At 54.9% G+C, this 25,297-nt stretch carries 25 protein-coding genes; 3 read left to right on the top strand and 22 right to left on the bottom strand.

All coding sequences use genetic code 11. From position 1 onward, the window contains the following. Nucleotides 1-3: 3 nt before the first annotated feature. The 18 genes from thiK to yceD form a co-directional block, all read right to left on the bottom strand. A complete protein-coding gene (gene thiK, locus AC3WOK_RS02050) occupies nt 4-828 on the bottom strand; it encodes a thiamine kinase (RefSeq protein ID WP_492353841.1) in 825 nt (274 codons plus the stop codon). Continuing rightward, complete coding sequence (gene lpoB / locus AC3WOK_RS02045; RefSeq protein ID WP_047348984.1) at nt 809-1,456, bottom strand: penicillin-binding protein activator LpoB; 648 nt, start codon at nt 1,454-1,456, stop codon at nt 809-811. Before lpoB ends, thiK begins: the two co-directional genes overlap by 20 nt. 10 nt (nt 1,457-1,466) lie before the next feature. Continuing rightward, on the bottom strand, nt 1,467-1,841 hold the full coding sequence (locus tag AC3WOK_RS02040; RefSeq protein WP_047348985.1) for a YcfL family putative periplasmic lipoprotein: 375 nt from the start codon (nt 1,839-1,841) through the stop codon (nt 1,467-1,469). A 1-nt stretch (nt 1,842) separates the two neighbouring features. Then, nucleotides 1,843-2,202 (bottom strand): purine nucleoside phosphoramidase, encoded by a 360-nt coding sequence (gene hinT / locus AC3WOK_RS02035; protein WP_006809243.1) that lies wholly within the window; start codon nt 2,200-2,202, stop codon nt 1,843-1,845. A 257-nt stretch (nt 2,203-2,459) separates the two neighbouring features. Next, nucleotides 2,460-3,893, bottom strand: coding sequence for a PTS glucose transporter subunit IIBC (gene ptsG / locus AC3WOK_RS02030; RefSeq protein ID WP_047348986.1), 1,434 nt, complete (start codon nt 3,891-3,893; stop codon nt 2,460-2,462). Between the two features lie 297 nt (nt 3,894-4,190). Beyond that, the gene (locus AC3WOK_RS02025; RefSeq protein ID WP_059311025.1) at nt 4,191-4,985 is read right to left on the bottom strand and encodes a metal-dependent hydrolase; all 795 of its coding nucleotides are present in this window, start codon (nt 4,983-4,985) and stop codon (nt 4,191-4,193) included. 10 nt (nt 4,986-4,995) lie between these two features. Further along, nucleotides 4,996-6,000: a DNA polymerase III subunit delta' gene (holB, locus tag AC3WOK_RS02020; RefSeq protein WP_059311026.1), complete on the bottom strand. Its 1,005-nt coding sequence runs from the start codon at nt 5,998-6,000 to the stop codon at nt 4,996-4,998. Next, nucleotides 5,997-6,638 carry a dTMP kinase gene (tmk, locus tag AC3WOK_RS02015; RefSeq protein WP_047348989.1) on the bottom strand — a complete coding sequence of 214 codons (642 nt, stop codon included), beginning with the start codon at nt 6,636-6,638 and terminating at the stop codon, nt 5,997-5,999. Before tmk ends, holB begins: the two co-directional genes overlap by 4 nt. Then, nucleotides 6,628-7,650: a cell division protein YceG gene (gene yceG, locus AC3WOK_RS02010; RefSeq protein ID WP_492353840.1), complete on the bottom strand. Its 1,023-nt coding sequence runs from the start codon at nt 7,648-7,650 to the stop codon at nt 6,628-6,630. The genes tmk and yceG overlap by 11 nt, the downstream gene beginning before the upstream one ends. A 2-nt stretch (nt 7,651-7,652) precedes the next feature. After that, complete coding sequence (gene pabC / locus AC3WOK_RS02005) at nt 7,653-8,462, bottom strand: aminodeoxychorismate lyase (RefSeq protein ID WP_492353839.1); 810 nt, start codon at nt 8,460-8,462, stop codon at nt 7,653-7,655. Nucleotides 8,463-8,582: 120 nt separating this feature from the next. Next, on the bottom strand, nt 8,583-9,824 hold the full coding sequence (gene fabF, locus AC3WOK_RS02000; protein ID WP_048339067.1) for a beta-ketoacyl-ACP synthase II: 1,242 nt from the start codon (nt 9,822-9,824) through the stop codon (nt 8,583-8,585). Between the two features lie 91 nt (nt 9,825-9,915). Beyond that, nucleotides 9,916-10,152, bottom strand: coding sequence for an acyl carrier protein (gene acpP, locus AC3WOK_RS01995; RefSeq protein ID WP_003857954.1), 237 nt, complete (start codon nt 10,150-10,152; stop codon nt 9,916-9,918). 154 nt (nt 10,153-10,306) lie between these two features. After that, entirely contained in the window at nt 10,307-11,041 is a 735-nt protein-coding gene (gene fabG / locus AC3WOK_RS01990; protein ID WP_010429699.1) for a 3-oxoacyl-ACP reductase FabG, read from the bottom strand. A gap of 12 nt (nt 11,042-11,053) precedes the next feature. After that, entirely contained in the window at nt 11,054-11,983 is a 930-nt protein-coding gene (fabD, locus tag AC3WOK_RS01985; protein ID WP_492353838.1) for an ACP S-malonyltransferase, read from the bottom strand. A gap of 15 nt (nt 11,984-11,998) precedes the next feature. Continuing rightward, nucleotides 11,999-12,952: a beta-ketoacyl-ACP synthase III gene (locus AC3WOK_RS01980; protein WP_047348994.1), complete on the bottom strand. Its 954-nt coding sequence runs from the start codon at nt 12,950-12,952 to the stop codon at nt 11,999-12,001. Nucleotides 12,953-12,958: 6 nt separating this feature from the next. Continuing rightward, nucleotides 12,959-13,993: a phosphate acyltransferase PlsX gene (plsX, locus tag AC3WOK_RS01975; protein WP_063955808.1), complete on the bottom strand. Its 1,035-nt coding sequence runs from the start codon at nt 13,991-13,993 to the stop codon at nt 12,959-12,961. Nucleotides 13,994-14,073: 80 nt separating this feature from the next. Beyond that, entirely contained in the window at nt 14,074-14,247 is a 174-nt protein-coding gene (gene rpmF / locus AC3WOK_RS01970; RefSeq protein ID WP_003857964.1) for a 50S ribosomal protein L32, read from the bottom strand. Between the two features lie 16 nt (nt 14,248-14,263). Next, nucleotides 14,264-14,785 carry a 23S rRNA accumulation protein YceD gene (gene yceD / locus AC3WOK_RS01965; protein WP_014883375.1) on the bottom strand — a complete coding sequence of 174 codons (522 nt, stop codon included), beginning with the start codon at nt 14,783-14,785 and terminating at the stop codon, nt 14,264-14,266. 140 nt (nt 14,786-14,925) lie between these two features. On the opposite strand from yceD, the gene AC3WOK_RS01960 reads away from it, so the two are divergent. Continuing rightward, nucleotides 14,926-15,510, top strand: coding sequence for a Maf family protein (locus AC3WOK_RS01960; protein WP_063430786.1), 585 nt, complete (start codon nt 14,926-14,928; stop codon nt 15,508-15,510). Between the two features lie 94 nt (nt 15,511-15,604). Here the strand turns inward: AC3WOK_RS01960 and rluC are convergent, their stop codons facing one another. Next, complete coding sequence (gene rluC, locus AC3WOK_RS01955) at nt 15,605-16,552, bottom strand: 23S rRNA pseudouridine(955/2504/2580) synthase RluC (RefSeq protein WP_492353837.1); 948 nt, start codon at nt 16,550-16,552, stop codon at nt 15,605-15,607. A 572-nt stretch (nt 16,553-17,124) separates the two neighbouring features. On the opposite strand from rluC, the gene rne reads away from it, so the two are divergent. Beyond that, entirely contained in the window at nt 17,125-20,268 is a 3,144-nt protein-coding gene (gene rne / locus AC3WOK_RS01950) for a ribonuclease E (protein ID WP_492353836.1), read from the top strand. A gap of 41 nt (nt 20,269-20,309) precedes the next feature. On the opposite strand, the gene AC3WOK_RS01945 is transcribed toward rne, so the two are convergent. Next, nucleotides 20,310-21,212, bottom strand: coding sequence for a LysR family transcriptional regulator (locus AC3WOK_RS01945; protein ID WP_074164689.1), 903 nt, complete (start codon nt 21,210-21,212; stop codon nt 20,310-20,312). A 145-nt stretch (nt 21,213-21,357) separates the two neighbouring features. Here AC3WOK_RS01945 and AC3WOK_RS01940 point away from each other — a divergent pair, with 145 nt between their 5' ends. Then, nucleotides 21,358-22,572, top strand: a complete 1,215-nt coding sequence (locus AC3WOK_RS01940) for an MFS transporter (RefSeq protein WP_492353835.1) — start codon at nt 21,358-21,360, stop codon at nt 22,570-22,572. A 75-nt stretch (nt 22,573-22,647) separates the two neighbouring features. Here AC3WOK_RS01940 and flgL read toward each other — a convergent pair whose 3' ends face one another. Both flgL and flgK read right to left on the bottom strand, forming a co-directional pair. Further along, complete coding sequence (gene flgL, locus AC3WOK_RS01935) at nt 22,648-23,601, bottom strand: flagellar hook-associated protein FlgL (RefSeq protein ID WP_492353834.1); 954 nt, start codon at nt 23,599-23,601, stop codon at nt 22,648-22,650. A gap of 14 nt (nt 23,602-23,615) precedes the next feature. Next, entirely contained in the window at nt 23,616-25,253 is a 1,638-nt protein-coding gene (gene flgK / locus AC3WOK_RS01930; RefSeq protein ID WP_492353833.1) for a flagellar hook-associated protein FlgK, read from the bottom strand. Nucleotides 25,254-25,297: the final 44 nt, after the last annotated feature.

Genomic DNA, 25,297 nt, shown 5'->3' with positions numbered 1-25,297 from the left:
CTCTTATCCTTTAGTTTGTAACTGACGCCAGGCATCGTCTGCCAGCGCAATAAATTGTTTGTCTCTGGACTGCTGGTAGCGCATTTCAAACCAGCCGGCCATTAACATGATGACCCAGGGACGCCAGCGCCTGACCTGCCGCGTCAGCGCGTCGACGTCAATTTTTGCCGCGTGGGCATAGTCGCTGATGAGCGCCCGCCGCGCGGCGTCACTCTCCGTCCAGACCGCCGCCAGATCCAGCGCCACATCGCCGTCTCCGGCATATTCCCAGTCGATAAGCCGGATACCCGCTGACGTATGCACAATATTTCCGGCATGAACATCCATGTGCAACGGCGAGAGCCGGATCGGCTGTGGCTCACCCGCTTTACGCAACCGTTTGAGATATGCCAGCCACGTTAGGGTGCGTCTGTCAGGCAGGGCTTGCTGCCAGTAGTGTTCAAGCAGCGGGAATAGCGTGATTCGCCATCCCAGACGTGGCTGCCGGTGCAAATGATACAGCATCGCCGCAAGCGCTGAAGTGTCCGGCAGCGCGCTTTTAACTTCCCCTTCCAGATACTCGACGGCCATCCAGCCCTGTCTGAAAAATCGGGGTTCAGGCACGAGATCTGACGCAAGACGTCTCAGGGCTCGAAACTGACGACGGAAATGGAAAGCAGGCGCGAAGGGATCGTGATTCTGCCGCAAGACCAGACGATGCTCGCCCTGCGCTATAATGCAACTCGCGCCGCCAAGCCCGGAGTGGGCCTGCGGCGCGATAAGGCGATATTGAGGAAAATAGCGTGTCAGAATCTCTTCACGCGTGCTGTCATTGTTGCGTAACCGCACCTTTACCTGACCAGATAATTTCGCCTGTCTGAACCAGCATCAGCTGCATCTGCAGGGCTGGCGTATTCACGTTACCGGTGGCGTTAGAGTACAGCACATACTGTGCGCCAACGTTTCGGGCAATACCGATCGCCTTGCTGCGTGAGCCGAGGCTATCCTGCGGCGACAGGCCCAGCTGCTGTTTCGCGACCGCGAGCTGTTGAGCCGAAACCAGCGTAAACTTACCGTTGTTTGCCAGGGCATTGCGCAGGGTTTCCGTCGCTTCGCCCGCGTTCAGCGAACCGTTGGTACGGTTGTTCACGCTATCGACCAGCAACACGCTGCCTGCCGTCACGCCCTGAGCCTGCAGCATTTTACCGACCATCGGCTGCATTGCGCCGTTCCAGTCGTAATGGCGCACGCGCGGCGTGGGCTGCGACGTTTGGTCCGGATGCTCAATTGGACCCGGCTGTTCCGGAATAGACGGCACAGATGGCACGGTTGGCTGCGGCTGCGCGGGCTGCGTCGGCTGTTCAGTACCCGGTTTAGCCTCTTCCACAGGCGCTGGCTGTTCAGTACGCGTCACACACCCTGCCAGAAACAGAGCGAAAGCTGTCACGAGCGCATAGCGGCTCAAATTTTTAATCAAGATTCACCCCTTAGAGATAAAGATAAAGTCTCACCTTATGCGCACCCAGATAGTTGGCGCTGCCATAGAGCGTTACCGACGATCTTGCCGGAATGGTGACGCTTCGCGGCGCTTCCAGCGGATGCATTTCAAGACCTCTTACGTCATACCAGAAAAAGCGGTAGTGGACCGTCACTGGTTCATGTCTTTCATTGAAGAGCGTAGAGGAGGCAGACGAATTGATTTCACTGATGGTCAACGCGGGTTGCTGCGCCGTGATGCCTGCGGCAAGTACGGAGGATTCCATCACCAGCGTCTGTTCATCATTCACGGGGATCGCCGGGCGCGAGCTGCATCCTGCGATCATCATCGTCACTACCAGCGCTGCAATACGCCCTTTAAGCATGTTAAAGACCTTTGTGTGCCAGCATCGGTCCCAAAGGACGCCCGCCCAGCAGATGCATGTGAATGTGATAAACTTCCTGCCCGCCATGACGGTTGCAGTTCATGATCAGACGGTAGCCGTCTTCCGCAATGCCTTCCTGCTCAGCAATTTTCGCGGCCACCGTCAGCATACGACCTAACGCCACTTCGTGCTCGGTTTTTACGTCGTTTACGGTAGGAATCAGAATATTAGGAATGATAAGGATGTGCGTCGGGGCCTGAGGGGAAATGTCCCGGAAAGCCGTCACCAGTTCATCCTGATAGACGATATCCGAAGGGATTTCGCGACGGATAATTTTACTGAAAATCGTTTCTTCAGCCATGACCTTTTCCTTTTTTGTTTAGTCTGGTGCGATGCGTCCGCTGTTGACACACTCTCTGGATGAGCGCGTGACACAATTCAAGAGTATGAGCGAGTTTCTCCTGTCCTTTCAACCTCCTCCCCCGATTTCTTTCCTGAATGTTTATCAGCTGGATGAAGAGTGACCGCTCCTGCGTCCTGGTGATGTTTTTTAAGACATAAAACCGCACCAATAAAAAAGGCAGCCATTCGGCTGCCTTAGTCTCCCCAGGTCACAACTTAGTTGCTGCGGATGTACTCATCCATTTCGGTTTTCAGGTTATCGGATTTAGTACCGAAGATTGCCTGTACACCCGAACCTGCAACAACAACACCTGCTGCGCCCAGTTTTTTCAGACCCGGCTGGTCTACTTTCGCTACATCGGCAACGCTCACACGCAGACGGGTGATGCACGCGTCCAGGTTAGTGATGTTCTCTTTACCACCGAACGCTGCGACCAGTGCTGGCGCCATTTCGCTGGTTGCGCCTGCTTTGCTGTCTTCTGTCGCATCTTCACGACCTGGGGTTTTCAGGTCCAGTGCTTTAATCAGCACGCGGAAGATGGTGTAGTACGCAACCGCATAGCACGCACCAACGATTGGGAACAGCCACAGCTTGCTGCTGTTACCGGACAGAACGATGAAGTCGATCAGACCGTGAGAGAAGGACGTACCGTCACGCATACCCAGCAGAATACAGATTGGGAACGCCAGGCCCGCCAGAACCGCGTGAATAATGTACAGGATCGGCGCAACGAACATGAAGGAGAACTCGATCGGCTCGGTGATACCGGTCAGGAACGAGGTCAACGCTGCGGAGATCATGATACCGCCCACTTTTGCACGGTTCTCTGGCTTAGCAGAGTGCCAGATAGCAATCGCCGCAGCTGGCAGACCGTACATTTTGAACAGGAAGCCACCAGACAGTTTACCTGCAGTTGGGTCGCCCGCCATGTAACGTGGGATATCACCGTGGAATACCTGACCTGCTGCGTTGGTGAATTCACCAATCTGCATCTGGAATGGAACGTTCCAGATGTGGTGCAGACCGAATGGTACCAGGCAACGCTCGATGAAGCCGTAGATACCAAACGCCACAACTGGGTTCTGGTAAGCAGCCCACTGGGAGAAGGTCTGGATAGCGGAACCGATCGGTGGCCAGATGAAGGACAGGATCACGCCAGTGAAAATCGCTGCCAGACCAGAGATGATCGGAACGAAACGCTTGCCCGCGAAGAAGCCCAGATACTCAGGCAGCTTGATGCGATAGAAGCGGTTAAACATGTACGCTGCAATCGCACCGGAGATGATACCGCCCAGCACACCGGTGTCCGCCAGGTGTTTCGCAGCGATCTCTTCTGCCGGTAAATGCAGAACCAGCGGCGCAACCACAGCCATGGTTTTCACCATGATGCCGTAAGCAACCACTGCAGCCAGCGCAGAAACGCCGTCGTTGTTGGTGAAGCCCAGAGCCACACCGATCGCGAAGATCAGTGGCATGTTAGCAAAGACTGAACCGCCTGCTTCGGCCATCACGTGTGAAACTACGGCTGGCAGCCAGCTGAAGTTAGCAGAACCGACACCCAGCAGGATACCTGCGATAGGCAGTACGGATACTGGCAGCATCAGCGATTTACCGACCTTTTGCAGGTTAGCAAATGCATTCTTAAACATAATTGAGAGTGCTCCTGAGTATTTGTGCTTTTTTTACGCTTTCACGCATTGGCCCGGGGGGAGTACCGTGCCGTGGACAGGACATCTAAGCGCCCTTTATTTATTACACAGAGTAAAATAATTCCCTCTGAGTTTGTTTGACGGCTATCACGTTTCAGCTTAAGGCGGTCGAAAAACTTTCAGTTATTTACAAAAAGCATGTCCGGATGTGTCTAAAAACACCCTCACCGCCCCAAATGAGGCGGTGAACTTTACTCGTTTTACTTATTAATTACGAGCCTAAAAAAAACAGGTGTATCAAACAGATTGCAGGCGGGCGGGGTCGATATGGAACAGCGTAGAGAAGTTTTCCGTCGTGACGCGGGCCAGTTCTTCGATACTGACACCTTTAAGCACGGCCATGTACTCCGCAACGTCTCTCGTCATGGCCGGCTGGTTCTCTTTACCGCGATGCGGTACCGGTGCCAGATAAGGAGAGTCTGTTTCCACCAGGATGCGATCGATCGGAACATAGCGTGCAGCATCACGAAGCTGCTCTGCGTTACGGAACGTCACGATCCCAGAAAACGAAATATAAAACCCTAAATCAAGCAGTTTACCCGCCGTTTCTCTGTCTTCTGTGAAACAGTGTAGTACGCCACCGCAATCCGTCACATTTTCTTCCCGTAGGATCGCCAGCGTATCGGCACGCGCATCGCGGGTATGAACAATGACCGGCTTGTTAAGCTCGCGGCCAATGCGGATATGATGGCGGAAGGACTCCTGCTGGCGCGGTTTGGTTTCCGGCGTGTAGAAATAGTCCAGCCCGGTTTCCCCCATTGCCACCACGCCCTCTTCCGCTGCCAGTCGGCGCAGCTCCTCAACGTCGTACGCCTCGTCCTGATTCAACGGGTGCACGCCGCAGGAGAACACCACGTTATCGCGAACGCCCACCAGCTCGCGCATCGTGCGATAGCCCGGCAGCGTCGTCGCCACCGCAAGGCAGAATTTCACATCGCGGGCAGCGGCTTTTGCCAGCACGTCATCCACGTTTTTATGCAGGGATTGATAATCCAGGCCATCAAGATGGCAGTGTGAGTCGACTAAAAACATAATGTCTCTCTCAGAGATGGGAAACAGGCGGCTTAACGCCTGGTTGCAGGTAGTGTTCAATACGCAGTAGCTGGTCGGTCAGTAAAAGCTCGCGATTAAGACCAGTCACGGTTAAAAGCTGTTCGCGGCTCTGGCAAATGTCATGAAGCATCGCGTGTAGAACCGCCCCTGAGAGGCGGTTCGCCAGCGTATTCACCAGTGGCCATACGTCCGGGTTAGTCAGCAGCGTTGCTCCTTGCTGGAGTTTGAGCGCATCCAACAGCAAGGAGGCCAGCCAGTGCAGACGCTCATCGGCCGGATCGCCGTTCAGTGCCGGCAGCAAACTTAGCCAGTCCTGGCTATTGAGTGAAGATTCGACGGCACGGCAGAGCGTTTCTCGCTGTGACCAGACGTCAGGTTGCAGTAGTGTCAGTGCCGCCGCGGGCGCACCGCTGCTCAGACGCAATGCGGACAACGCACTTTCAGGTGACGTTGTCACCTCTCGTTCAAGCCAGCTCAGCGCCCACGATTCCTGAGGCACCGCTAGGTGATGAAGACGGCAGCGGCTGCGCAACGTTGCCAGTAATCGTCCCGGATCGCGGCAGGAGAGGAAAAACCACGTTTTTTCCGGCGGCTCTTCCAGGGTCTTAAGCAGGGCGTTAGCCGCCGCCTCGGTAAGCAGCGTGGCGTCTTTGAGCCAGACCACTTTAGCGCCGCCCAGGCGCGCGTGTTCGTACAATTTTTCACTGACTTCACGAACGGCATCAATACCGAGCGCGCTTTTGCCCTTCTCCGGCTCAAGCGTGTAGTAGTCAGGATGTGTGCCCGCCTGCATCAGCTGGCAGCCGCGGCATTTGCCGCAGCTTTTGTGCCCTTCGGGCTGCTGACACATCAGAAAACGGGTGATGGCATAAATCAATGCATCCTCACCCATCCCTGGCAATGCCTGAATCAGTAACGCATGATGCCCCCGCCCCGCCTGATAGCTGCCGATCAGCTGTTCAAAGTGCGGACGCAGCCATGGATACCATTTCATGCCTGTTGCTCCTGTACCCACTGCGTAACGGTCTGCTGAATGTCGCGCGTGACGTCTTCCAGGGATTTCGTCGCATCAATGGTGCGAATAGAGCTGTCCTGTGCGGCCAGTTCAAGATAGCGCGCACGGGTGCGGTTAAAGAAATCAAAGGACTCTTGTTCAATGCGGTCCAGCTCGCCGCGCGCACGCGCACGCCTGAGGCCCACTTCCGGGGTAACATCCAGATAGAGGGTCAGGTCGGGGCGAAAATCACCCAATACGGCATTACGCAGCGTTGCCAGCATCGTCTGGTCAATACCGCGACCTCCACCCTGATACGCCTGAGTAGACAGATCGTGACGGTCGCCGATAACCCATTTGCCGTCGGCCAGAGCGGGCTTGATCACCGTCTCAACCAGCTGTACGCGCGCCGCGTAGAACATCAGCACTTCCGCTTTGTCAGTGATAACTTCGTCGCCAACGGATTTAATATCCAGCACCAGGCTGCGCAGCTTCTCGGCCAGCTGTGTGCCGCCCGGCTCGCGGGTAAATACCATATCCGCCACGCCAAGCGCGTTGAGCGTATCCACCACCACGTTGCGGGCGGTGGTTTTACCCGCCCCTTCGAGTCCCTCAATGACAATGTATTTACTGCGCATTTTTTTCCTTAAGTGCCTTCAGATAGTCCTGAACAGAGCGATTGTGGCTGGCAAGGTTGGTGTTAAAGGTATGCCCCCCTTTTCCATCAGCCACAAAATAGAGATACGGTGTTTTAGCCGGATGCGCGGCTGCCTTGAGCGAAGCCTCGCTCGGCGTGGCTATTGGGCCTGGCGGTAAACCGCTAATCACGTAGGTATTATACGCCGTTGGCGTCTCCAGATCTTTCCTGGAGATCTTACCGACATAGCTTTCGCCCATGCCGTAGATGACGGTAGGGTCGGTTTGCAGGCGCATGCCGATGCGCAGCCGGTTGATAAACACCGATGCCACGCGATCGCGCTCAGCGGCGACGGCCGTCTCTTTCTCAATGATTGAGGCCATCGTCACAAACTGGTTCCGATCGCTGTATGGCAGCCCTTCCATTCGCCCTTCCCAGGCGGAATCCACTGCGGCAACCATTTTTTTGTGCGCCCGCTTCAGAATCGCCACATCGGTCGTCCCCGCCGTGTACATCCAGGTATCTGGCCAGAACCAGCCTTCTACCCAGTCTGGATGTTCAAGCTTCAGCACCTCGGCCACCGTCTGATAGCTATCGTCTTTTAACGTGTGTTTGATATACGGCGCGTCACGCAGCTGTTTGAGGTAATCGCTCAGGCGCATCCCTTCCACAAACCGCAGAGGGAACTGCGCTTCTTTGCCGCTTTCCAGCAGCTGCAACATCTCTCTGACGGTCATTCCCGGCGTAAAGCGATAGGTACCGGCTTTAAAATGGGACAGTTCAGGTTCCACGCGCAATAGCCACTGGAATACGCGGGGACGATTGATAATCTTGTCGCCATAGAGCTGTTCCCCAAGCGCATGGCGGCCGGTTCCCGCTTTCAGGGTAAAGATCGTCTCGTCTTTAATCAGGATCTTACTGTTCGCCAGCTGACGAACTTTCCATACGCCTGCTCCGCCAGCGACGCCCAGCGCAACGATGAGGATAAGGACAAAGCGCAACATTTTTTTCATGACTATCTGGTTTGCTCACATATCGGGGCTAAAAACTGAAACAGCTCGCGCGAAGACCAGCGGTGTTGGCCATACGCACGGACGGGTATAACAGGCATCAGCGCGTTACAAATGACGACTTCATCTGCGGTCTGCAGCGCCGCTTCGCCTGCGCTTACTTCGACAACGCGAAAGCCAGAGCGTGCCAGCTGCTCCAGACAAAACTGACGCATTATCCCGTTAACGCCAGCCTGATCCAGCGACGGAGTAAACACCTCACTCCCCTGCCGCCAGAGTAAATTAGCCGCACAGCATTCCGTAATGAACCCTTCGCTGTCAAGAACCAGCGCCTCATCGGCGTCCGTCTGTTCAAGATGAGTACGAATGAGCACCTGCTCCAGGCGATTGAGATGCTTAATGCCGGCCAGCATAGGGTTTCGTCCCAGACGGATCGGGCTCAGCGTCAGCGTAACACCCTCATCTCGCCAGCGAGAGTAATGCGCAGGACAGGCAGACACGGAGAGGATACGCGTTGGGCTAAGACACGATGCGGCGCTATAACCCCGCCCACCGCTGCCGCGGGTGATGATGACTTTGAGTACGCCGCTCTGCTTCCCGGATGCCAGCTTGCACATTTCCTGATGCAATGTGTCCCAGTGCGTAAATGGGATCATTAGCGTTTCACAGCCATGCCGCAGGCGTCGAATATGCGCCTCCAGCAGGCAGACATTGCCGTCCAGAATGCGCGCGGTCGTAAAGCACCCATCGCCGAACTGTATCGCCCTGTCGCTGGCAGGTATGGTGTCCTGCTCAAGGCCATTGATTAAAAACATGGTGGCTCCTATGCGTAGGCGTTTAGTCTGGCAGGATGTCCTGCAGCCAACAAGAAGAGTAGACGTAATAAAAAAGGTCCGGCAAGCGGACCTTTCTTAAGTGCTATCGGGACTTCAGGATCAGATCTTTTTGAAGATCAGAGAACCATTCGTGCCGCCGAAGCCAAAGGAGTTACACAGGGTGTACTCCATACCGCTAACCTGGCGCGCTTCGTGAGGAACGAAGTCCAGATCGCAACCTTCATCCGGGTTATCCAGGTTGATGGTTGGCGGAACAGCCTGATCGCGCAGCGCAAGGATAGAGTAGATAGATTCTACTGCACCCGCCGCACCCAGCAGATGACCGGTCATGGATTTCGTGGAGCTTACCATTACGCGGCTGGCAGACTCGCCGAAGATAGACTTAACTGCCTGAGCTTCTGCTTTATCGCCAGCTGGTGTAGAAGTACCGTGCGCGTTGACGTAGCCAATCTGAGCTGGGGTAATACCCGCATCACGGATTGCGTTTGCCATCGCCAGCGCAGCACCCGCGCCGTTCTCCGGAGGAGACGTCATGTGGTAAGCATCGCTGCTCATACCAAAGCCAACGACTTCAGCATAAATTTTCGCACCACGTTTTTTCGCGTGTTCGTACTCTTCCAGCACGATCATGCCCGCACCGTCGCCCAGCACGAAGCCATCACGATCTTTATCCCACGGACGGCTTGCCGCCTGAGGATTGTCGTTGCGGGTAGAGAGCGCACGAGCCGCGCCGAAACCACCGACACCCAGAGGAGTACTGGCTTTTTCTGCACCGCCCGCCACCATAGCATCTGCATCGCCGTACGCAATAATGCGCGCGGCCTGGCCGATGTTATGCACGCCAGACGTACAAGCGGTCGCGATAGAAATGCTTGGCCCACGCAGGCCGAACATGATGGTCAGGTGACCCGCCACCATGTTAACAATCGTGGACGGAACGAAGAACGGGCTGATCTTACGCGGGCCACCATTCATCAGGGATGTATGGTTTTCCTCGATCAGGCCAAGACCGCCAATCCCGGAGCCGATAGCGGCGCCGATACGGGATGCGTTCTCTTCCGTAATTTCAAGGCCAGAATCCTGCATGGCCTGAACGCCAGCGACAATTCCATATTGAATGAAGGCATCCATCTTGCGCTGTTCTTTGCGCGAGATGATCTCTTCACAGTTAAAATCCTTTACTAAGCCAGCAAATTTCGTTGCATAGGCGCTAGTATCGAAATGGTCGATTAGGCTGATGCCGCTCTGACCGGCAAGGAGAGCTTTCCAGGTGGACTCTACGGTATTGCCGACAGGAGACAACATGCCAAGTCCGGTCACAACTACACGACGCTTAGACACGTTTGTCCTCCAGGGAGGGATAAAAAAAGAGATTCGTGGGACTAAAAAAGATAAAACTCAGGCGGTCGAATGACCGCCTGGAGATGTTCACTTACGCCTGGTGACCGTTGATGTAATCAATGGCAGCCTGAACGGTGGTGATCTTCTCAGCTTCTTCGTCCGGAATCTCAGTATCAAACTCTTCTTCCAGAGCCATTACCAGCTCAACGGTGTCAAGAGAATCTGCGCCCAGGTCTTCAACGAAGGAAGCGGAGTTCACAACTTCTTCCTGCTTAACGCCCAGCTGTTCGCCGATAATTTTCTTAACGCGTTCTTCGATAGTGCTCATACTCTTAAATTTCCTATCAAAACTCGCTTTCGCGATGGTTTTCGTAGTGTATAAAATGTTGAAAAATTTGCAACTAAATCCCGGCAGTTCGTACCACGATTTTACGTTATTTTGAGGCCATTCGCCCTAATAACGCAAATATTTTTCATCGTGGTTAAACCATATACATCCCGCCGTTGACGTGGAGGGTCTCACCAGTAATGTAACCCGCTTCGTCAGAGGCTAAAAATGCAACCGCACTGGCAATTTCTTTCGGGTCGCCTAAGCGGCCCGCAGGAACAGCTGCCAGCGTACCCGCACGCTGATCATCAGTCAGCGCACGCGTCATGTCCGTTTCAATAAAGCCCGGAGCAACAACGTTTACAGTAATACCGCGGGACGCGACTTCACGCGCCAGCGACTTACTGAAACCAATCAGACCTGCTTTCGCCGCAGCGTAGTTAGCCTGACCAGCATTTCCCATGGTACCAACCACAGAACCGACAGTGATAATACGACCATGACGCTTTTTCATCATAGCGCGCATTACCGCTTTTGACAGACGGAATACAGATGACAGGTTGGTTTCGATGATATCGTTCCACTCGTCGTCTTTCATTCGCATTAACAGGTTATCGCGAGTGATCCCGGCATTGTTTACCAGAATATCCACTTCCCCAAACTCTGCGCGAATATTTTCCAGAACAGATTCGATAGATGCAGGTTCGGTCACATTCAGTACCAGACCTTTACCATTTGCACCCAGATATTCGCTGATGGCCTGAGCGCCATTCTCGCTGGTTGCTGTACCAATCACCTTCGCGCCGCGCGCAACCAGTGTTTCAGCAATTGCACGCCCGATACCGCGGCTTGCGCCAGTCACCAGGGCAATTTTTCCTTCAAAACTCATGGTATTCCTCTTTTATTGCGAGAGTGCCGCTGACATCGCTTCCGGCTCGTTAATCGCCGAGGCTGTCAGGGTGTCAACAATACGTTTTGTCAGACCGGTGAGGACTTTCCCTGGGCCGACTTCATACAGATGCTCAACGCCCTCCGCTGCCATAAACTCAACGGTTTTGGTCCACTGTACCGGGCTGTAGAGCTGGCGAACCAGCGCGTCACGGATAGCTTCCGGCGTGGTTTCGCATTTCACATCGACGTTGTTCACAACGGAAATCGTCGGTGTGTTAAACGTAATTTTTTCCAGCTCAACCGCCAGTTTCTCGGCAGCAGGCTTCATCAGCGCACAGTGAGACGGCACGCTAACAGGCAGTGGCAGTGCACGTTTAGCACCCGCCGCTTTACAGGCAGCACCGGCACGTTCAACCGCTTCTTTATGCCCGGCGATAACCACCTGGCCCGGCGAGTTAAAGTTCACCGGAGAAACAACCTGACCTTCAGCGGATTCTTCACACGCTTTTGCAATCGCGGCGTCATCCAGACCGATGATCGCAGACATGCCACCCGTACCTTCCGGCACCGCTTCCTGCATGAATTTTCCGCGCAGCTCTACCAGACGTACCGCGTCAGCAAACGCGATCACACCGGCACAGACCAGCGCAGAGTATTCACCCAGGCTATGGCCCGCGAGCAGCGCTGGCGCTTTACCGCCCTGCTGCTGCCAGACACGCCACAGCGCAACGGACGCGGTCAGCAGCGCTGGCTGGGTCTGCCAGGTTTTGTTCAGTTCTTCGGCCGGACCCTGCTGGGTCAGCGCCCATAAATCATAACCCAGTGCATCGGAAGCTTCACGGAAAGTCTCTTCAATGACCGGATAGTTTGCTGCCATTTCAGACAACATCCCAACGGTTTGAGAACCCTGACCCGGGAACACAAAAGCAAATTGCGTCATTTTTTATTCCTTATCCTAGAAACGAACCAGCGCGGAACCCCAGGTGAACCCGCCACCGAAGGCTTCAAGCAAGACCAGCTGGCCCCGTTTGATTCGCCCGTCGCGTACCGCTTCATCAAATGCGCACGGTACTGACGCCGCAGAGGTGTTGCCGTGGCGATCCAGCGTCACCACAACGTTATCCATCGACATGCCCAGCTTTTTAGCGGTCGCGCTGATGATACGCAGGTTCGCCTGATGCGGCACCAGCCAGTCGAGTGCGGTGCGTTCAAGGTTATTGGCTTCCAGCGTCTCATCGACAATGTGCGCAAGCTCAGTCACCGCCACTTTGAATACTTCATTACCTGCCATGGTGAGGTAAATGGAGTTATCAGGATTAACGCGATCGGCGTTAGGCAGCGTCAGCAGCTCACCGTAGCTTCCATCGGCATGCAAATGCGTGGAGATGATACCCGGCTCTTCAGACTGCCCCAGCAGCACTGCACCCGCACCATCACCAAAAATAATGATCGTTCCGCGATCGGTCGGATCGCAGGTACGCGCCAGCACGTCAGCACCGATCACCAGCGCATATTTGACGGCACCGGATTTAACATACTGATCGGCAACGCTCAGTGCATAGGTGAAACCTGCACACGCGGCAGCGACGTCAAACGCCGGACAGCCCTTAATGCCGAGCATGTTTTGCACCTGGCACGCCGCGCTTGGGAAAGCGTGCGTGGCAGAAGTCGTGGCGACCACGATCAAACCAATCTGTTCTTTATCAATGCCCGCCATGTCGATAGCACGCAGTGCGGCTTCGTAACCCATGGTCGACACGGTTTCGTCTGGCGCGGCAATACGACGTTCACGGATACCTGTGCGCGTGACAATCCACTCGTCAGACGTATCTACCATTTTTTCCAGATCGGCGTTGGTACGCACTTGTTTTGGCAGGTAGCTGCCGGTACCTATAATCTTCGTATACATGTACGCTCAGTCACTTTTAGCTAATACAGATTCCAGGCGAGCGGCAATCCGCTGAGGGACTTGTCGCTGCACCGCCTGCACTGCCTGTTCAATCGCGACAGCAAATGCTCGCTGATTGGCAGCACCATGACTCTTAATCACGATGCCGCGCAATCCTAACAGACAGGCGCCATTATACTGGTCGGGGTTGAGGTGACTGAATCGCCGCGTCAGGCTTTTTTGTAACCAACGCTTTAATAAAATCAGCCACCAGGCGCTTTTTTTACCCTCTCCCTGCGATTTCAGCAGAGAAAGAAACATGCGCACAACCCCTTCCATGGTCTTCAACGTCACGTTTCCGGTGAAGCCATCGCACACCAGAACATCCGTTTTACCCGTCAACAACTCATTGGCTTCGAGATAACCAATATAGTTGATGGAGGGAACCTGTTTGAGCAATTCAGCGGCTTCGCGAATGCTGTCCAGGCCTTTGGTCTCTTCTTCACCAATGTTCAGTAACGCAACACGGGGATTGTTGATCCCGACCACTTCTTCCGCCAGCACCGATCCCATCACGGCAAACTGAGCCAGCATTGTACTATCACAATCGACGTTAGCGCCCAAATCGAGCACCACCGTCTTACCCTTTTGTTGGTGCGGTAACACCGTCACCAGCGCCGGGCGCTCAATACCGTCAATCGGCTTGAGCAACAATTTCGACAGCCCCATCAGCGCGCCGGTATTTCCCGCACTGACGCAGGCCTGAGCGCGCCCTTCTTTCACCAGCTCCAGCGCTATTCGCATAGAACTGCCGCGGCTATTACGAATAGCCTGCGAGGGTCGGGCATCACTGGCAATAACTGACTGCGCAGGAATAATCTGCAGACGTGAACGTTGTTCAAAGTCAGCTTTTGCAAGTAATGGCGTGATTGTGTCGGGATTGCCGACTAATAGAAGAGTGAGTTGCGAATTAGAATTCAGTGCCTGCAATGCTGCAGGCACTGTCACGGAAGGGCCGAAATCTCCCCCCATGACATCTAACGCCAGGGTTAGACGTGTCAAGGTATCGTCGCAGCCTGGTTCGGTAAATTCCCCGTTTGCACGGGGAAATCCTCACTAAGCCTAATCACGCTGACGCGTGATTACTTAGTGATAACCTTGCGGCCGCGGTAGAAACCGTCAGCGGTGATGTGGTGACGCAGGTGTTTCTCACCAGAAGTCTTGTCTACAGACAGGCTGGTAACTGCAGTCAGCGCGTCATGGGAACGACGCATGCCACGTTTGGAACGGGTTGGTTTATTCTGTTGTACGGCCATGGACCTTACTCCTCAATTACTTACGCTTTAAGCTGGCTAATACGGCAAATGGGTTTGGTTTTTGCGCTTCATCAGGCAGTTCCCCAAAGACCATGTCCGCCTCGGACACTTCACAGTGTTCAGAATCATGCACCGGAACGACTGGCAAGGTGAGGATGATTTCATCTTCAACCAGAGCCAGAAGATCGATTTCACCGAATTCGTTAACCTCAATCGGCTCATACGCTTCCGGGAGTGCTTCAGCCTGTTCGTCAGAACGAACCGGACTGAAACAATACGTTGTGTGAACATGCTGTACAAACGGTTTCCCGCAACGCTGACACTCGAGCGTTACCGTCACCTTTGCATCACCGGTTAAAACGGCGAGACGCTGGTTGTCGATAGCGAACGACATGGAGCATTCTACATCACTGTCCACACTGACTACGGATTCGGCAATACGCTCAGCCTGATCGGAAGTATAGATACCTTCGTAATCGAGGCGTTTTTGAGCCGTACGAACCGGATCAAGAGTCAGGGGTAATTTTACCTTTTGCATAGGGCGCGCATATTAACTTTGTAACGTCATAGAGTCAAAGAAAAAGGCAACCTGAGCTGCCTTTTGCCAATTATTCGCACACATTGCGGCCTGTAGTTTAAAATGGCTGGCATCGATACGCTATATCTGGTGATAAAAATATGCCAAATCTCGTTCTCGCCTCCACGTCCCCCTACCGCCGAATGCTATTGGAAAAACTCGGAATCCCGTTTGAATGTGCCGCGCCAGAGGTTGATGAGACGCCACAACCGGGCGAGTCACCGCGTCATCTGGTGACGCGTCTTGCTAAAGAGAAAGCACAATCGCTGGCAGCACGCTACCCTTCGCATTTGATTATAGGCTCCGATCAGGTTTGTGTACTGGATGGAGAAATCACCGGCAAACCCCATACGGAAGAGAACGCCTGCCAGCAGCTTTTGCGTGCGCGAGGCAGTATCGTCACCTTTTATACGGGTCTGGCGCTCTATAACTCCGCTTCTGGCCACCTGCAAACGGAATGCGAACCCTTCGACGTCCACTTCCGCCATCTCAGTGAGCAAGAGATTGTGGATTACGTGCGCCGTGAGCGTCCGCTGAACTGCGCGGGGAGCTTTAAAAGTGAAGGCCTGGGGATTGCGCTGTTTGACAAGCTGGACGGGCGAGACCCGAACACGCTGGTGGGACTGCCGCTGATTGCGCTGTGCCAGATGTTAAGGCGAGAAGAGTGTAATCCGTTGACGGTGTGAGCTTTGCGGCCTGATGCCCTCACCCCGCCCCTCTCCCATCCGGAGAGGGTGCAAACATTTAAAACGGCAACTTCGTTGCCGTTTTACTTTTACCTTAGCCGCGCAGAACCCTAAGACAGCGTTTCAACTGCTCGTCGAGCGGCGCTTCAATACGGATGATTTCACCCGTATTAGGATGGGTGAACTTCAGCGCTGCCGCATGCAGGAAGAGACGCGACAGCCCGGTGCCCGCCAGCTGCTTATCAAATTCCCTGTCGCCATAGCGGTCATCAAACGCGATAGGATGCCCTGCAAACTGCGTATGCACGCGGATCTGGTGGGTACGACCGGTGACGGGGCTACAGCGCACCAGCGTGGCAAATTCATACCGCTCTTCAACTTTAAAGCGCGTTTCGGACGGTTTCCCTTCCTGATTGACGCGCACAATGCGCTCGCCGCTTTGCAGAATATTTTTCAACAGCGGCGCCTGCACCACCTTCACGTGAGACTGCCACTGTCCGCGAACCAGCGCCAGATAATCCTTCTGCATCCCTTTTTCGCGAAGCTGCTCGTGCAAGGAACGCAGTGCAGAACGTTTTTTCGCCACCAGCAGCACGCCGGAGGTGTCACGGTCCAGACGGTGCACCAGCTCCAGGAAGCGGGCTTCCGGGCGCAGCGCACGCAGCCCTTCAATCACGCCAAAGCTCAGACCGCTGCCGCCGTGTACGGCTGTACCTGACGGCTTATTCAGCACAAGGATATAGTCATCCTCATAAAGGATGACGTCACTCAGCGCGGCCACTTTTTGCAGCTTAGGGGAAACCACTTCTTCTTCACGTTCAGCCACGCGCACCGGTGGAATACGCACTTCGTCACCGGCTTCGAGCTTATACTCAGGCTTGACGCGTTTTTTGTTCACCCGCACCTCGCCCTTACGCAAGATGCGATAAATCATGCTCTTTGGCACACCCTTCAGTTGGGTGCGCAAGAAGTTATCGATGCGTTGCCCCGCGTAGTCATCCGCGATAGCAACCATTTTTACGGCTGGAGTCTCTGTTTTCATGGTTGGCGATTCTAAATATCGTCAGCCATTAGCGCCACTCATTTTTCTATGCTTATATTTACTTTTATCCGGCCTGTCCCCCGTTTCGCGCAATCGATTTGGTGGTTATTAAACCAATCACCACCTTGAAGTGAAGAAACTGTGAGTAACCGGGTGATAATTGGTAAAAGTCATCTTGCTATAACCCGGCGAGCAGTGGAATAATGAAGCCGTTTTCCGTGTTTAATCCAGGTTTTGTAAGGATGTTGACGGAATGACCAATTTTGTCTGACCGATCATCCACGCAGCAATGGCGTAAGACGTATTGATCTTTCAGGCAGTTAGCGGGCTGCGGGTTGCAGTACTTCCCGGTATAAGGATTGTTCTCTGGAGAGTTCTTCCCAGGCAATTCCCCTGATAATTGCGCTGTGTTTCCGTATGAAGCACAGGCAACCGACACTCTGCGCCTCTTAAGCGAGCGACAACCGTGAGGTTGGCGACGTGAATAGACACGAGGCCATCGGTTCATACCCCGGAAAGCGTCACCTTGCCCGCAGCTTTGTCGTCAATGTAAGAATAACGAGTAAGTTACGATGAAAAGAATGTTAATCAACGCAACTCAGCAAGAAGAGTTGCGTGTCGCCCTTGTGGATGGGCAGCGCCTGTACGATCTGGATATCGAAAGTCCTGGACACGAACAGAAAAAAGCGAACATTTACAAAGGTAAAATCACCCGCATTGAACCAAGCCTTGAAGCTGCATTTGTCGATTACGGTGCTGAGCGTCATGGTTTCCTCCCTCTGAAAGAAATCGCCCGCGAATATTTCCCTGCAAACTACAACGCCCATGGCCGCCCAAACATCAAAGATGTTCTGCGTGAAGGTCAGGAAGTTATCGTTCAGATTGATAAAGAAGAGCGTGGCAATAAAGGCGCCGCACTGACTACCTTTATCAGCCTGGCGGGGAGCTATCTGGTTCTGATGCCTAACAACCCGCGTGCGGGTGGTATCTCTCGCCGTATCGAAGGCGATGACCGTACCGAGCTGAAAGAAGCGCTGGCGAGCCTCGAACTGCCTGATGGCATGGGGCTTATCGTGCGTACCGCAGGTGTGGGCAAATCAGCCGAAGCGCTGCAATGGGACCTGAGCTTCCGCCTGAAGCACTGGGAAGCTATCCAGAAAGCGGCGGAAAGCCGCCCTGCTCCGTTCCTGATCCACCAGGAAAGCAACGTTATCGTACGTGCCTTCCGTGATTACCTGCGTCAGGACATCGGTGAGATTCTGATCGATAACCCGAAAGTGCTTGAGCTGGCTCGCCAGCACATCGCCGCGCTGGGTCGTCCGGACTTCACCAGCAAAATTAAACTGTACACCGGTGAAATCCCGCTGTTCAGCCACTATCAGATCGAATCCCAGATTGAGTCCGCCTTCCAGCGTGAAGTGCGTCTGCCGTCCGGCGGTTCTATCGTTATTGATACCACCGAAGCGCTGACCGCTATCGACATCAACTCCGCGCGTGCAACGCGCGGTGGCGATATCGAAGAGACCGCCTACAACACTAACCTCGAAGCCGCTGATGAAATCGCCCGCCAGCTCCGCCTGCGCGACCTGGGTGGTCTGATTGTTATCGACTTCATCGACATGACCCCTGTACGCCACCAGCGTGCGGTTGAAAACCGCCTGCGCGAGGCGGTGCGTCAGGACAGAGCGCGTATCCAGATTAGCCATATCTCACGCTTCGGCCTGCTGGAGATGTCACGTCAGCGTCTGAGCCCGTCGCTCGGTGAGTCCAGCCATCACGTTTGTCCGCGCTGCTCCGGCACCGGTACCGTGCGTGATAACGAATCTCTGTCCCTCTCTATTCTGCGTCTGATTGAAGAAGAAGCGCTGAAAGAGAACACCAAAGAGGTTCACGCCATTGTGCCGGTGCCCGTTGCCTCTTACCTGCTTAACGAAAAACGTGCGGCGGTAAGTGCCATTGAAGCGCGTCAGGGTGGCGTTCGCTGCATCATCGTGCCAAACGATCAGATGCAGACCCCGCACTATCACGTGCTGCGTGTGCGTAAAGGCGAAGAGACGACCACCCTCAGCTACCTGCTGCCGAAGCTGCATGAAGAAGAGATGGCTCTGCCATCCGATGAAGAGCCTGCCGAGCGCAAACTGCCAGAGCAGCCTGCATTAGCGACCTTCATCATGCCAGAAGCACCGCCGGAAGCAGCTCTGGAAAAACCTGCTGCAAAACCTGTGGCACAGAAACCAGAAGCCAGGGTGGCGAAAGCCGAGCCAGAGCAACCGGGTCTGCTGAGTCGCTTCTTTGGCGCGCTGAAGAAAATGTTTGCCGGCGAGGAAGTTCAGCCAGAGCAACCGAAAGAAGAGCCAAAAGCGGCCAAACCTGAGCGTCAACAGGACCGCCGTAAGCGTCAGAACAACCGTCGCGATCGTAATGACCGCAGCGACCGTAATGACCGCAGCGAGCGTCGCGACAACCGTGACAACCGTGACAACCGCTCTGAGAATAACGAAGGCCGCGAGCAACGCGAAGACAACCGTCGCAACCGTCGCGAGAAACAACAGCAGAACGTTAATGTTGAAGATCGTGAAATTCGCCAGCAGGCGGGCGATGAGTCTGAGAAGAGCAAACAGCGTGACGACCAGCAGCCACGCCGCGAACGTAGCCGTCGTCGTAACGACGAGAAGCGTCAGGCGCAGCAGGAAGTCAAAAACCTGAACCGCGAAGAGCCTGCTGAACAGCAGGACGGCGAGCAGGAAGAACGTACTCAGGTTATGCCGCGTCGTAAGCAGCGTCAGCTTGCTCAGAAAGTACGCTTCGCCTCCGAAGCAACCGAAGAGTCAACCATTGTCGCCGCTGAAACAAACGAGAGCGCAACCGGTACACAGCTGGCAAAAGTCGACCTGCCAGCGGTCGTTGAAAACAGCGCTGAACAGGATGAAAACGGTGAAAACCGTGATAACGCCGGCATGCCGCGCCGTTCACGTCGTTCTCCACGTCATCTGCGCGTCAGCGGCCAGCGCCGTCGTCGCTATCGTGACGAGCGTTACCCGACTCAGTCGCCAATGCCGCTGACCATTGCCTGTGCTTCGCCAGAAATGGCCTCCGGCAAAGTCTGGATCCGCTACCCGGTTGCTCGCCCGGAGCAGGTAGTTGAAGAACAGCCGGTGACCGAAGAGGTGCTTGCACCTGTTGCTGTCGCTGAAGAGGTCGTGACTGAAGCCGCTACCGTGGTTGAACCGCAGGCCGTTGAGGTTGAAGAAACCCCACACGCGATAGAAGTGGAAACCACGCACCCAGAAGTGATTGCCGCGCCGGTTGATGCCGCACCGCAGCTTATTGCTGAAGAAGATACCGTAGTGGCTGAGGAAATTGCTGAAGAGGCAGAACCTGTAGCAGCAGTGGAAGAGACAGCTGAAGTTATCGTTGAAACGACGACTGAAGAAGTTGTTCAGGACGTTGAGATTGCCGTCGAACCTGTTCGTGAAGCCGAAGAAGCGAAAGCGCCTGAAGTGAAGCCAGCGCCGGTTGTTTCTGCACCAGCCGCTGCCCACGTGGCGACCGCACCTATGACGCGCGCTCCGGCGCCGGAGTACGTGCCTGAAGCCCCGCGTCACAGCGACTGGGTACGCCCGGAGTTCAACTTCGAAGGTAAAGGCGCTGCAGGCGGCCACAGTGCAACGCATCAGGCGACTGCACCGGCGACGCGTCCGCAGTCTGTCGAATAACGACACAGAAAGTAAAAAGCCGACCTTCGGGTCGGCTTTTTTTATGGCTGCTGCACGGGCTTTCTCATCCCGGTGACCTCCGGCATTATCTGCCGCATCAGCTCCAGAAAACGCCGCAAGCGCGCCGGATAATAACGGGACCAGGGGTAAACCAGATGCACCGGTAACGCCGCTGGCTGCCACTCTGGCAGTAAATGCACCAGCCGTCCTTGCTGAATATCATCCTGTACCGTCCAGCTGGATACAACCGCCACGCCAAGCCCGGTGAGCGCCGTATTGCGTGCAACATACAGGCTATCGGTGCTGAGCCGTGGGGTAATAGCCACTCGCGCGGGAGCGGGTGATGCATCGTGAAAAAGCTCCACATGGCGCTGGTAGAAAGAGCTGATGGCAATCCAGGGGAACTGCTGCAAATCCTCTGGGGCGTTAACCGCCGGGAAGCGGGCCAGCAGTGCCGGAGAAGCCACCACCGAACGCGGCACTTCGGCCAGCAGCACGGATACGGTCGCCGGATCGACTTCCACGCCCACCCGAATCGCGCAGTCAAGGTTGTCGCCGAGGAAATCCGCCGAGCGATCGTTAAGCATCCACTCAATCGAAAGCTGCGGGTAGCGCTGCAAAAATTCGGTTAACGGTTTCAGAAGCTGGTCCTGACCAAACGCGTGCGGCGCCCGCACCCGCAATACGCCTACTGGCTCATCTTCCGTCTGCCCCACCTCATCTTCCAGCGCCAGCCAGCTGTCAATCACCCGACGGGCGTGCTGATAGCAGCGCTCACCGTCATCCGTTAGCCGCGTCGTGTGGGTAGTGCGTAACATCAGACGCACCCCCAGCATTGTCTCAAGCGACTGTAACCGTCGGCTCACCGTGGCCTGGGTTGTTGCCAGCTGCCGTGCCGCCGCAGAGAGTGACCCCGCCTCAACAATCCGGACAAACGTCCGCATGAGCTCTACCCTGTCTATACGCTCAGCTCTTTTCATCGCATTTTCACTTATACGTCCAACGTATAAGCGTTTTACCACCGGGCCCGCTACCGTCGCAAGGCGTACTGATAAAAAATAGCCTCACACGACGAATGAGGAACAACGTATGAACACAACAACTACTCCCCACGCTGCAAGCCGCTGGGTGATTTTTATGCTGGCCCTGGGGGCTGGTTTCAGCGTGGCATCAATCTACTACGCGCAGCCCCTTCTGCCGCTGATGGGCGCCGATCTTCATCTGAGCATTGAAGGCATGGGGCTGGTGCCCACCTTGACTCAGGCAGGCTACGCGCTCGGCATCCTGTTCCTGCTACCGCTCGGCGATCGCCACGACCGCAGGACGTTAATCCTGATTAAAAGTGCCGCGCTGGCGCTGTTTCTTCTCGGCTGTAGCCTGACCGGACAGCTCCATTCTCTGCTGCTGGCAAGCCTGCTCATCGGCATGGCCGCCACCATGGCACAGGATATCGTCCCCGCCGCGGCAATCCTTTCCCCGGAAGGCAAACAGGGGAAAACCGTGGGCACGGTAATGACCGGGCTGCTGCTGGGTATCTTATTATCAAGAACCGTGAGCGGCGTGGTGGGCGAGGCATTTGGCTGGCGCGTCATGTACCAGCTGGCGGCGGCGAGCATTGCGTTCATCGGGGTGATGATGTGGTTTGTGCTTCCCCGCTTTGCCATTCACTCCACGCTGAGCTATCCGGCGCTGCTGCGCTCAATGGAACATCTGTGGCGTCGTTACCCGGCCCTGCGCCGCGCGGCGCTGGCTCAGGGTTTTCTGTCGATTGCCTTCAGCGCCTTCTGGTCTACCCTTGCGGTCATGCTGCTGGAACGCTATCACCTTGGTAGTGCCGTCGCGGGGGGCTTTGGTATTGCAGGTGCCGCCGGTGCGCTAGCTGCTCCGCTGGCGGGGGGGCTGGCGGACAAACTGGGTGCGGGAAAAGTCACGCAGCTTGGTGCAGTCCTGGTAACCGTCTCCTTCGCCCTGATGTTCCTGATGCCCGCGCTGGGGGTCCATGGACAGCTGATTCTGATCGCCCTCTCCGCCGTCGGGTTCGATCTGGGCCTGCAGTCCAGCCTGGTCGCGCATCAGAACCTGGTATACAGCCTTGAGCCGCAGGCGCGCGGTCGCCTGAATGCCCTGCTCTTTACGGTGGTGTTTATCGGGATGGCGCTGGGTTCAGCGTTAGGCAGCAATATCTACTCGCTGGCTGGCTGGACGGGCGTGGTCGCGCTGGCAACGGCCTGTGGCGTCATTGCGCTGGCCATCCGTCTGATTGAAAGCGCGCGCGTTGCCTCCGCACCGGCAGAAGCCGCATAAAAAAAATGCCCAATCCAGACGGATTGGGCAGTAAAACATGCCCAGTTTCAAGACATGTTCTAAGAGGTCAAGATGTTATTTGTTCAGCTGGAACAGGGACATGCCCTGCATATCGCTAAACGCTTTATAAGAGGCCTGCAGGGCCGCCTGCTGCATGATGTAAGACGAAATCGCGCTGTTCCAGTCAACATCGATCAGGTCGCTCATCTGCTGGGTCTGCCCCAACGCGCGGTCGTCACCCAGGTTATCGAGTTTTTCCAGTTCATTCATCTTGGTACCCACATCCGCCACAACGGTAAGGACATTATTCTGGGTATTGGTAATGCCGACCTGCGCATCAGAAATAGCTTTATTCTGCACTTCAGCCGCGGCGGAGTCGTTATCAACTGGAACCTTGAGGGCGGAAATTGCCGTGTCGAGGATCTTGAACATATTCGTCTCACCATAACCGCCGCCAGGAAGTTCTTTAGCATTACTGGTAATACTTTCAAAGATCTGCTGACCGGTATGGCTAATAACCATATTACGGGCGGTATCAACCTGCTGAGAAATGGCCTGCGTCCCCCCATTGTAATCACCGGTAGCGGCATCAAAGGGCGGTGCTTCGGTCTTATAGCCAGCAAAAATATAACGGCCATTACCATCCGCCGAGTTTGCCAGGTTCATGAGCTGGTCGCGGATACCCTGCAAGTCACTCGCCAGAGACAGGCGGTCGTCATCACTTAGCGTTCCATTTCCCGCATTGACGAGCTTCTCTTTCGCACTGGTTATCGCAGCGTTAACCTGACTCAGCACGTTATCTTCCAAAGAAACTTTTTGCGAGGCGAACGTTCTCGCCAACGCAAACTGGCTATTCTGGGATTGCGATTGTGACAGAACTACAGCCTGCGATGCCGCGATAGGATCGTCAGACGGGCGATTGACGCGTTTTCCGGTAGACATTTGTTCACCGTAGCTCAGCCACTTGCCCTGAGAATCGGTGATACCCCGCATGTTCTGATCGTACATCATCTGGGTGCTAATACGCATTCTTCACCTCAGCCTTAGCGGATATTGATAATTGCATCGAAGAGTGCACTGGCCGTTTGTAATACCTGCGCATTGGCAAGGTAATACTGCTGATAGCGCTGCAAATTGCCATACTCTTCGTCGAGGTTGACCCCGGAAATGGACTGCTGCTGTTTGGTTAACTGCGTCGCCACATTCGCTTTTGTTTCGCTACTGGTTTTCAGTGCTGCCGTTGAGCTCCCGACCGTGCTGACAAGAGAAGCATACGCATCGTTGAACGTTTTATTTCCGCCAACCACCTTGCTGTTTTGCAGATCCAACAGCTTTTGACCGTTGCGGTTGTCGCTTTCACCGCCATTGCTTGCCGAAGCCATTGCCAGCTTTGATTCATCCTTGAACTTAAGTTCCATATTGACGATGACGTCAGAAACAGGCTTCAGGATGAAACTGTCTTTTGTGTTTGCAGTACCGCTCACGTTGACATTCAGGCCATCAAAGGACAGATTGCCGCTCGCGTCCGGAGCCATGGTGAAGCTGGTTTTGTCCGAACGCGTAATGGTCCAGTCCGTTCCGTTAAACTGCAATTTGTAATCGGTCGCCTGCACTTTCGTGCTGTCTGCCACCGAGGCCGTCATTACGGCCGTACCGGTATTGCGGCTGTTGGTCACAACGGACGGCGAGCCAAAGTCGAACAGCTTACCGCCGGCATCACCATTGGCATCAAATCCGGCTTCGTGCTGCTTATTCATCGCATCCGCAAAGGCCAGCGCCAGCTGGTTCAGGTTATTACGCGCTTTATCCAGATCTTCAGAGCGGAACGTTAATAATCCGCCCAGAGAGCCGGTGGTGACCATTTTCTCAGGAATTTCGATATTGCCGGACACCTCATCGCTGAAGGCAATCGTCGTCCGGCTCGGATCGGCACTCGATTTCACCGCCGCCAGCTGGTTCGCTTTGCTGCCCTGCACCAGGCTGTAACCGTTGCCAAAGGAGACGTTATAGGTGCCGCCATCCTGGACTGCAACTTCAACTCCCACGATTTTGTTCAGTTCGCTAACCAGTTGATCGCGCTGATCGAGCAGGTCGTTTGGTGATGAACCCGCCCCTACGCCGGTCAAACGGGAGATCTGATCGTTCAGATTCGCAATCTGTTTTGCGTAGTTGTTAATTTGCTCAACGCTTGACGCTATTGCGGTATTGACCTGAGAATCCTGGTCGCGAAGATACTGGTCGTTCGTTTTGAACTGATTGACCAGACCATCCGCTTTACCGAGCACCGTCTGACGCGCAGCCGGATCTTCAGCGTTGCTGACCAGCGTTTGCATACTTTTGAAGAAATCCTGCAGCGTGGTCGACAATGAATTGGTGGAGTCAGAGAGCACATCGTCGATTTTTGACATCTGCTGATAGCGCGTCGTCAGACCGCTGCTCTGCGTCTGTGCGGCACGCAGCTGGTTGGTAATGAAAGCGTCATACTCACGCTGGACACCGGAGACATACACCCCGTTACCCACCCAGCCGCCGCCGGTCAGCGTGCTGTTAGAGGCACCCAGCACGGTCGTCTGGCGGGTGTAACCTGCCACGTTGTAGCTTGAAATATTATTACTGACGGTATTGAGTGCCGACTGCGCAGCACTGAGGCCACTCATGGCGCTGTTAATCAAACTGGACATGGGGGTTCCTTTTATACGTTCAGACACGAGTCCTGATGAAGGTT

It is taken from the genome of Enterobacter sp. FW301-JW81, assembly GCF_058788735.1.
This window is presented reverse-complemented; position numbering and strand designations above follow the sequence as displayed.

Bases quoted from the DNA above. Each gene is read 5' to 3' on its own strand.
- rluC (WP_492353837.1), bottom strand. From the start codon at position 16,552: ATGAAAACAGAGACTCCAGCCGTAAAAATGGTTGCTATCGCGGATGAC.
- yceG (WP_492353840.1), bottom strand. From the start codon at position 7,650: ATGAAAAAAATGTTGCGCTTTGTCCTTATCCTCATCGTTGCGCTGGGC.
- flgL (WP_492353834.1), bottom strand. From the start codon at position 23,601: ATGCGTATTAGCACCCAGATGATGTACGATCAGAACATGCGGGGTATC.
- pabC (WP_492353839.1), bottom strand. From the start codon at position 8,462: ATGTTTTTAATCAATGGCCTTGAGCAGGACACCATACCTGCCAGCGAC.
- flgK (WP_492353833.1), bottom strand. From the start codon at position 25,253: ATGTCCAGTTTGATTAACAGCGCCATGAGTGGCCTCAGTGCTGCGCAG.
- ptsG (WP_047348986.1), bottom strand. From the start codon at position 3,893: ATGTTTAAGAATGCATTTGCTAACCTGCAAAAGGTCGGTAAATCGCTG.
- fabD (WP_492353838.1), bottom strand. From the start codon at position 11,983: ATGACGCAATTTGCTTTTGTGTTCCCGGGTCAGGGTTCTCAAACCGTT.
- rpmF (WP_003857964.1), bottom strand. From the start codon at position 14,247: ATGGCCGTACAACAGAATAAACCAACCCGTTCCAAACGTGGCATGCGT.
- tmk (WP_047348989.1), bottom strand. From the start codon at position 6,638: ATGCGCAGTAAATACATTGTCATTGAGGGACTCGAAGGGGCGGGTAAA.
- rne (WP_492353836.1), top strand. From the start codon at position 17,125: ATGAAAAGAATGTTAATCAACGCAACTCAGCAAGAAGAGTTGCGTGTC.
- AC3WOK_RS02025 (WP_059311025.1), bottom strand. From the start codon at position 4,985: ATGTTTTTAGTCGACTCACACTGCCATCTTGATGGCCTGGATTATCAA.
- AC3WOK_RS02040 (WP_047348985.1), bottom strand. From the start codon at position 1,841: ATGCTTAAAGGGCGTATTGCAGCGCTGGTAGTGACGATGATGATCGCA.
- fabG (WP_010429699.1), bottom strand. From the start codon at position 11,041: ATGAGTTTTGAAGGAAAAATTGCCCTGGTGACTGGCGCAAGCCGCGGT.
- AC3WOK_RS01945 (WP_074164689.1), bottom strand. From the start codon at position 21,212: ATGCGGACGTTTGTCCGGATTGTTGAGGCGGGGTCACTCTCTGCGGCG.
- holB (WP_059311026.1), bottom strand. From the start codon at position 6,000: ATGAAATGGTATCCATGGCTGCGTCCGCACTTTGAACAGCTGATCGGC.
- AC3WOK_RS01940 (WP_492353835.1), top strand. From the start codon at position 21,358: ATGAACACAACAACTACTCCCCACGCTGCAAGCCGCTGGGTGATTTTT.
- AC3WOK_RS01960 (WP_063430786.1), top strand. From the start codon at position 14,926: ATGCCAAATCTCGTTCTCGCCTCCACGTCCCCCTACCGCCGAATGCTA.
- yceD (WP_014883375.1), bottom strand. From the start codon at position 14,785: ATGCAAAAGGTAAAATTACCCCTGACTCTTGATCCGGTTCGTACGGCT.
- acpP (WP_003857954.1), bottom strand. From the start codon at position 10,152: ATGAGCACTATCGAAGAACGCGTTAAGAAAATTATCGGCGAACAGCTG.
- AC3WOK_RS01980 (WP_047348994.1), bottom strand. From the start codon at position 12,952: ATGTATACGAAGATTATAGGTACCGGCAGCTACCTGCCAAAACAAGTG.
- hinT (WP_006809243.1), bottom strand. From the start codon at position 2,202: ATGGCTGAAGAAACGATTTTCAGTAAAATTATCCGTCGCGAAATCCCT.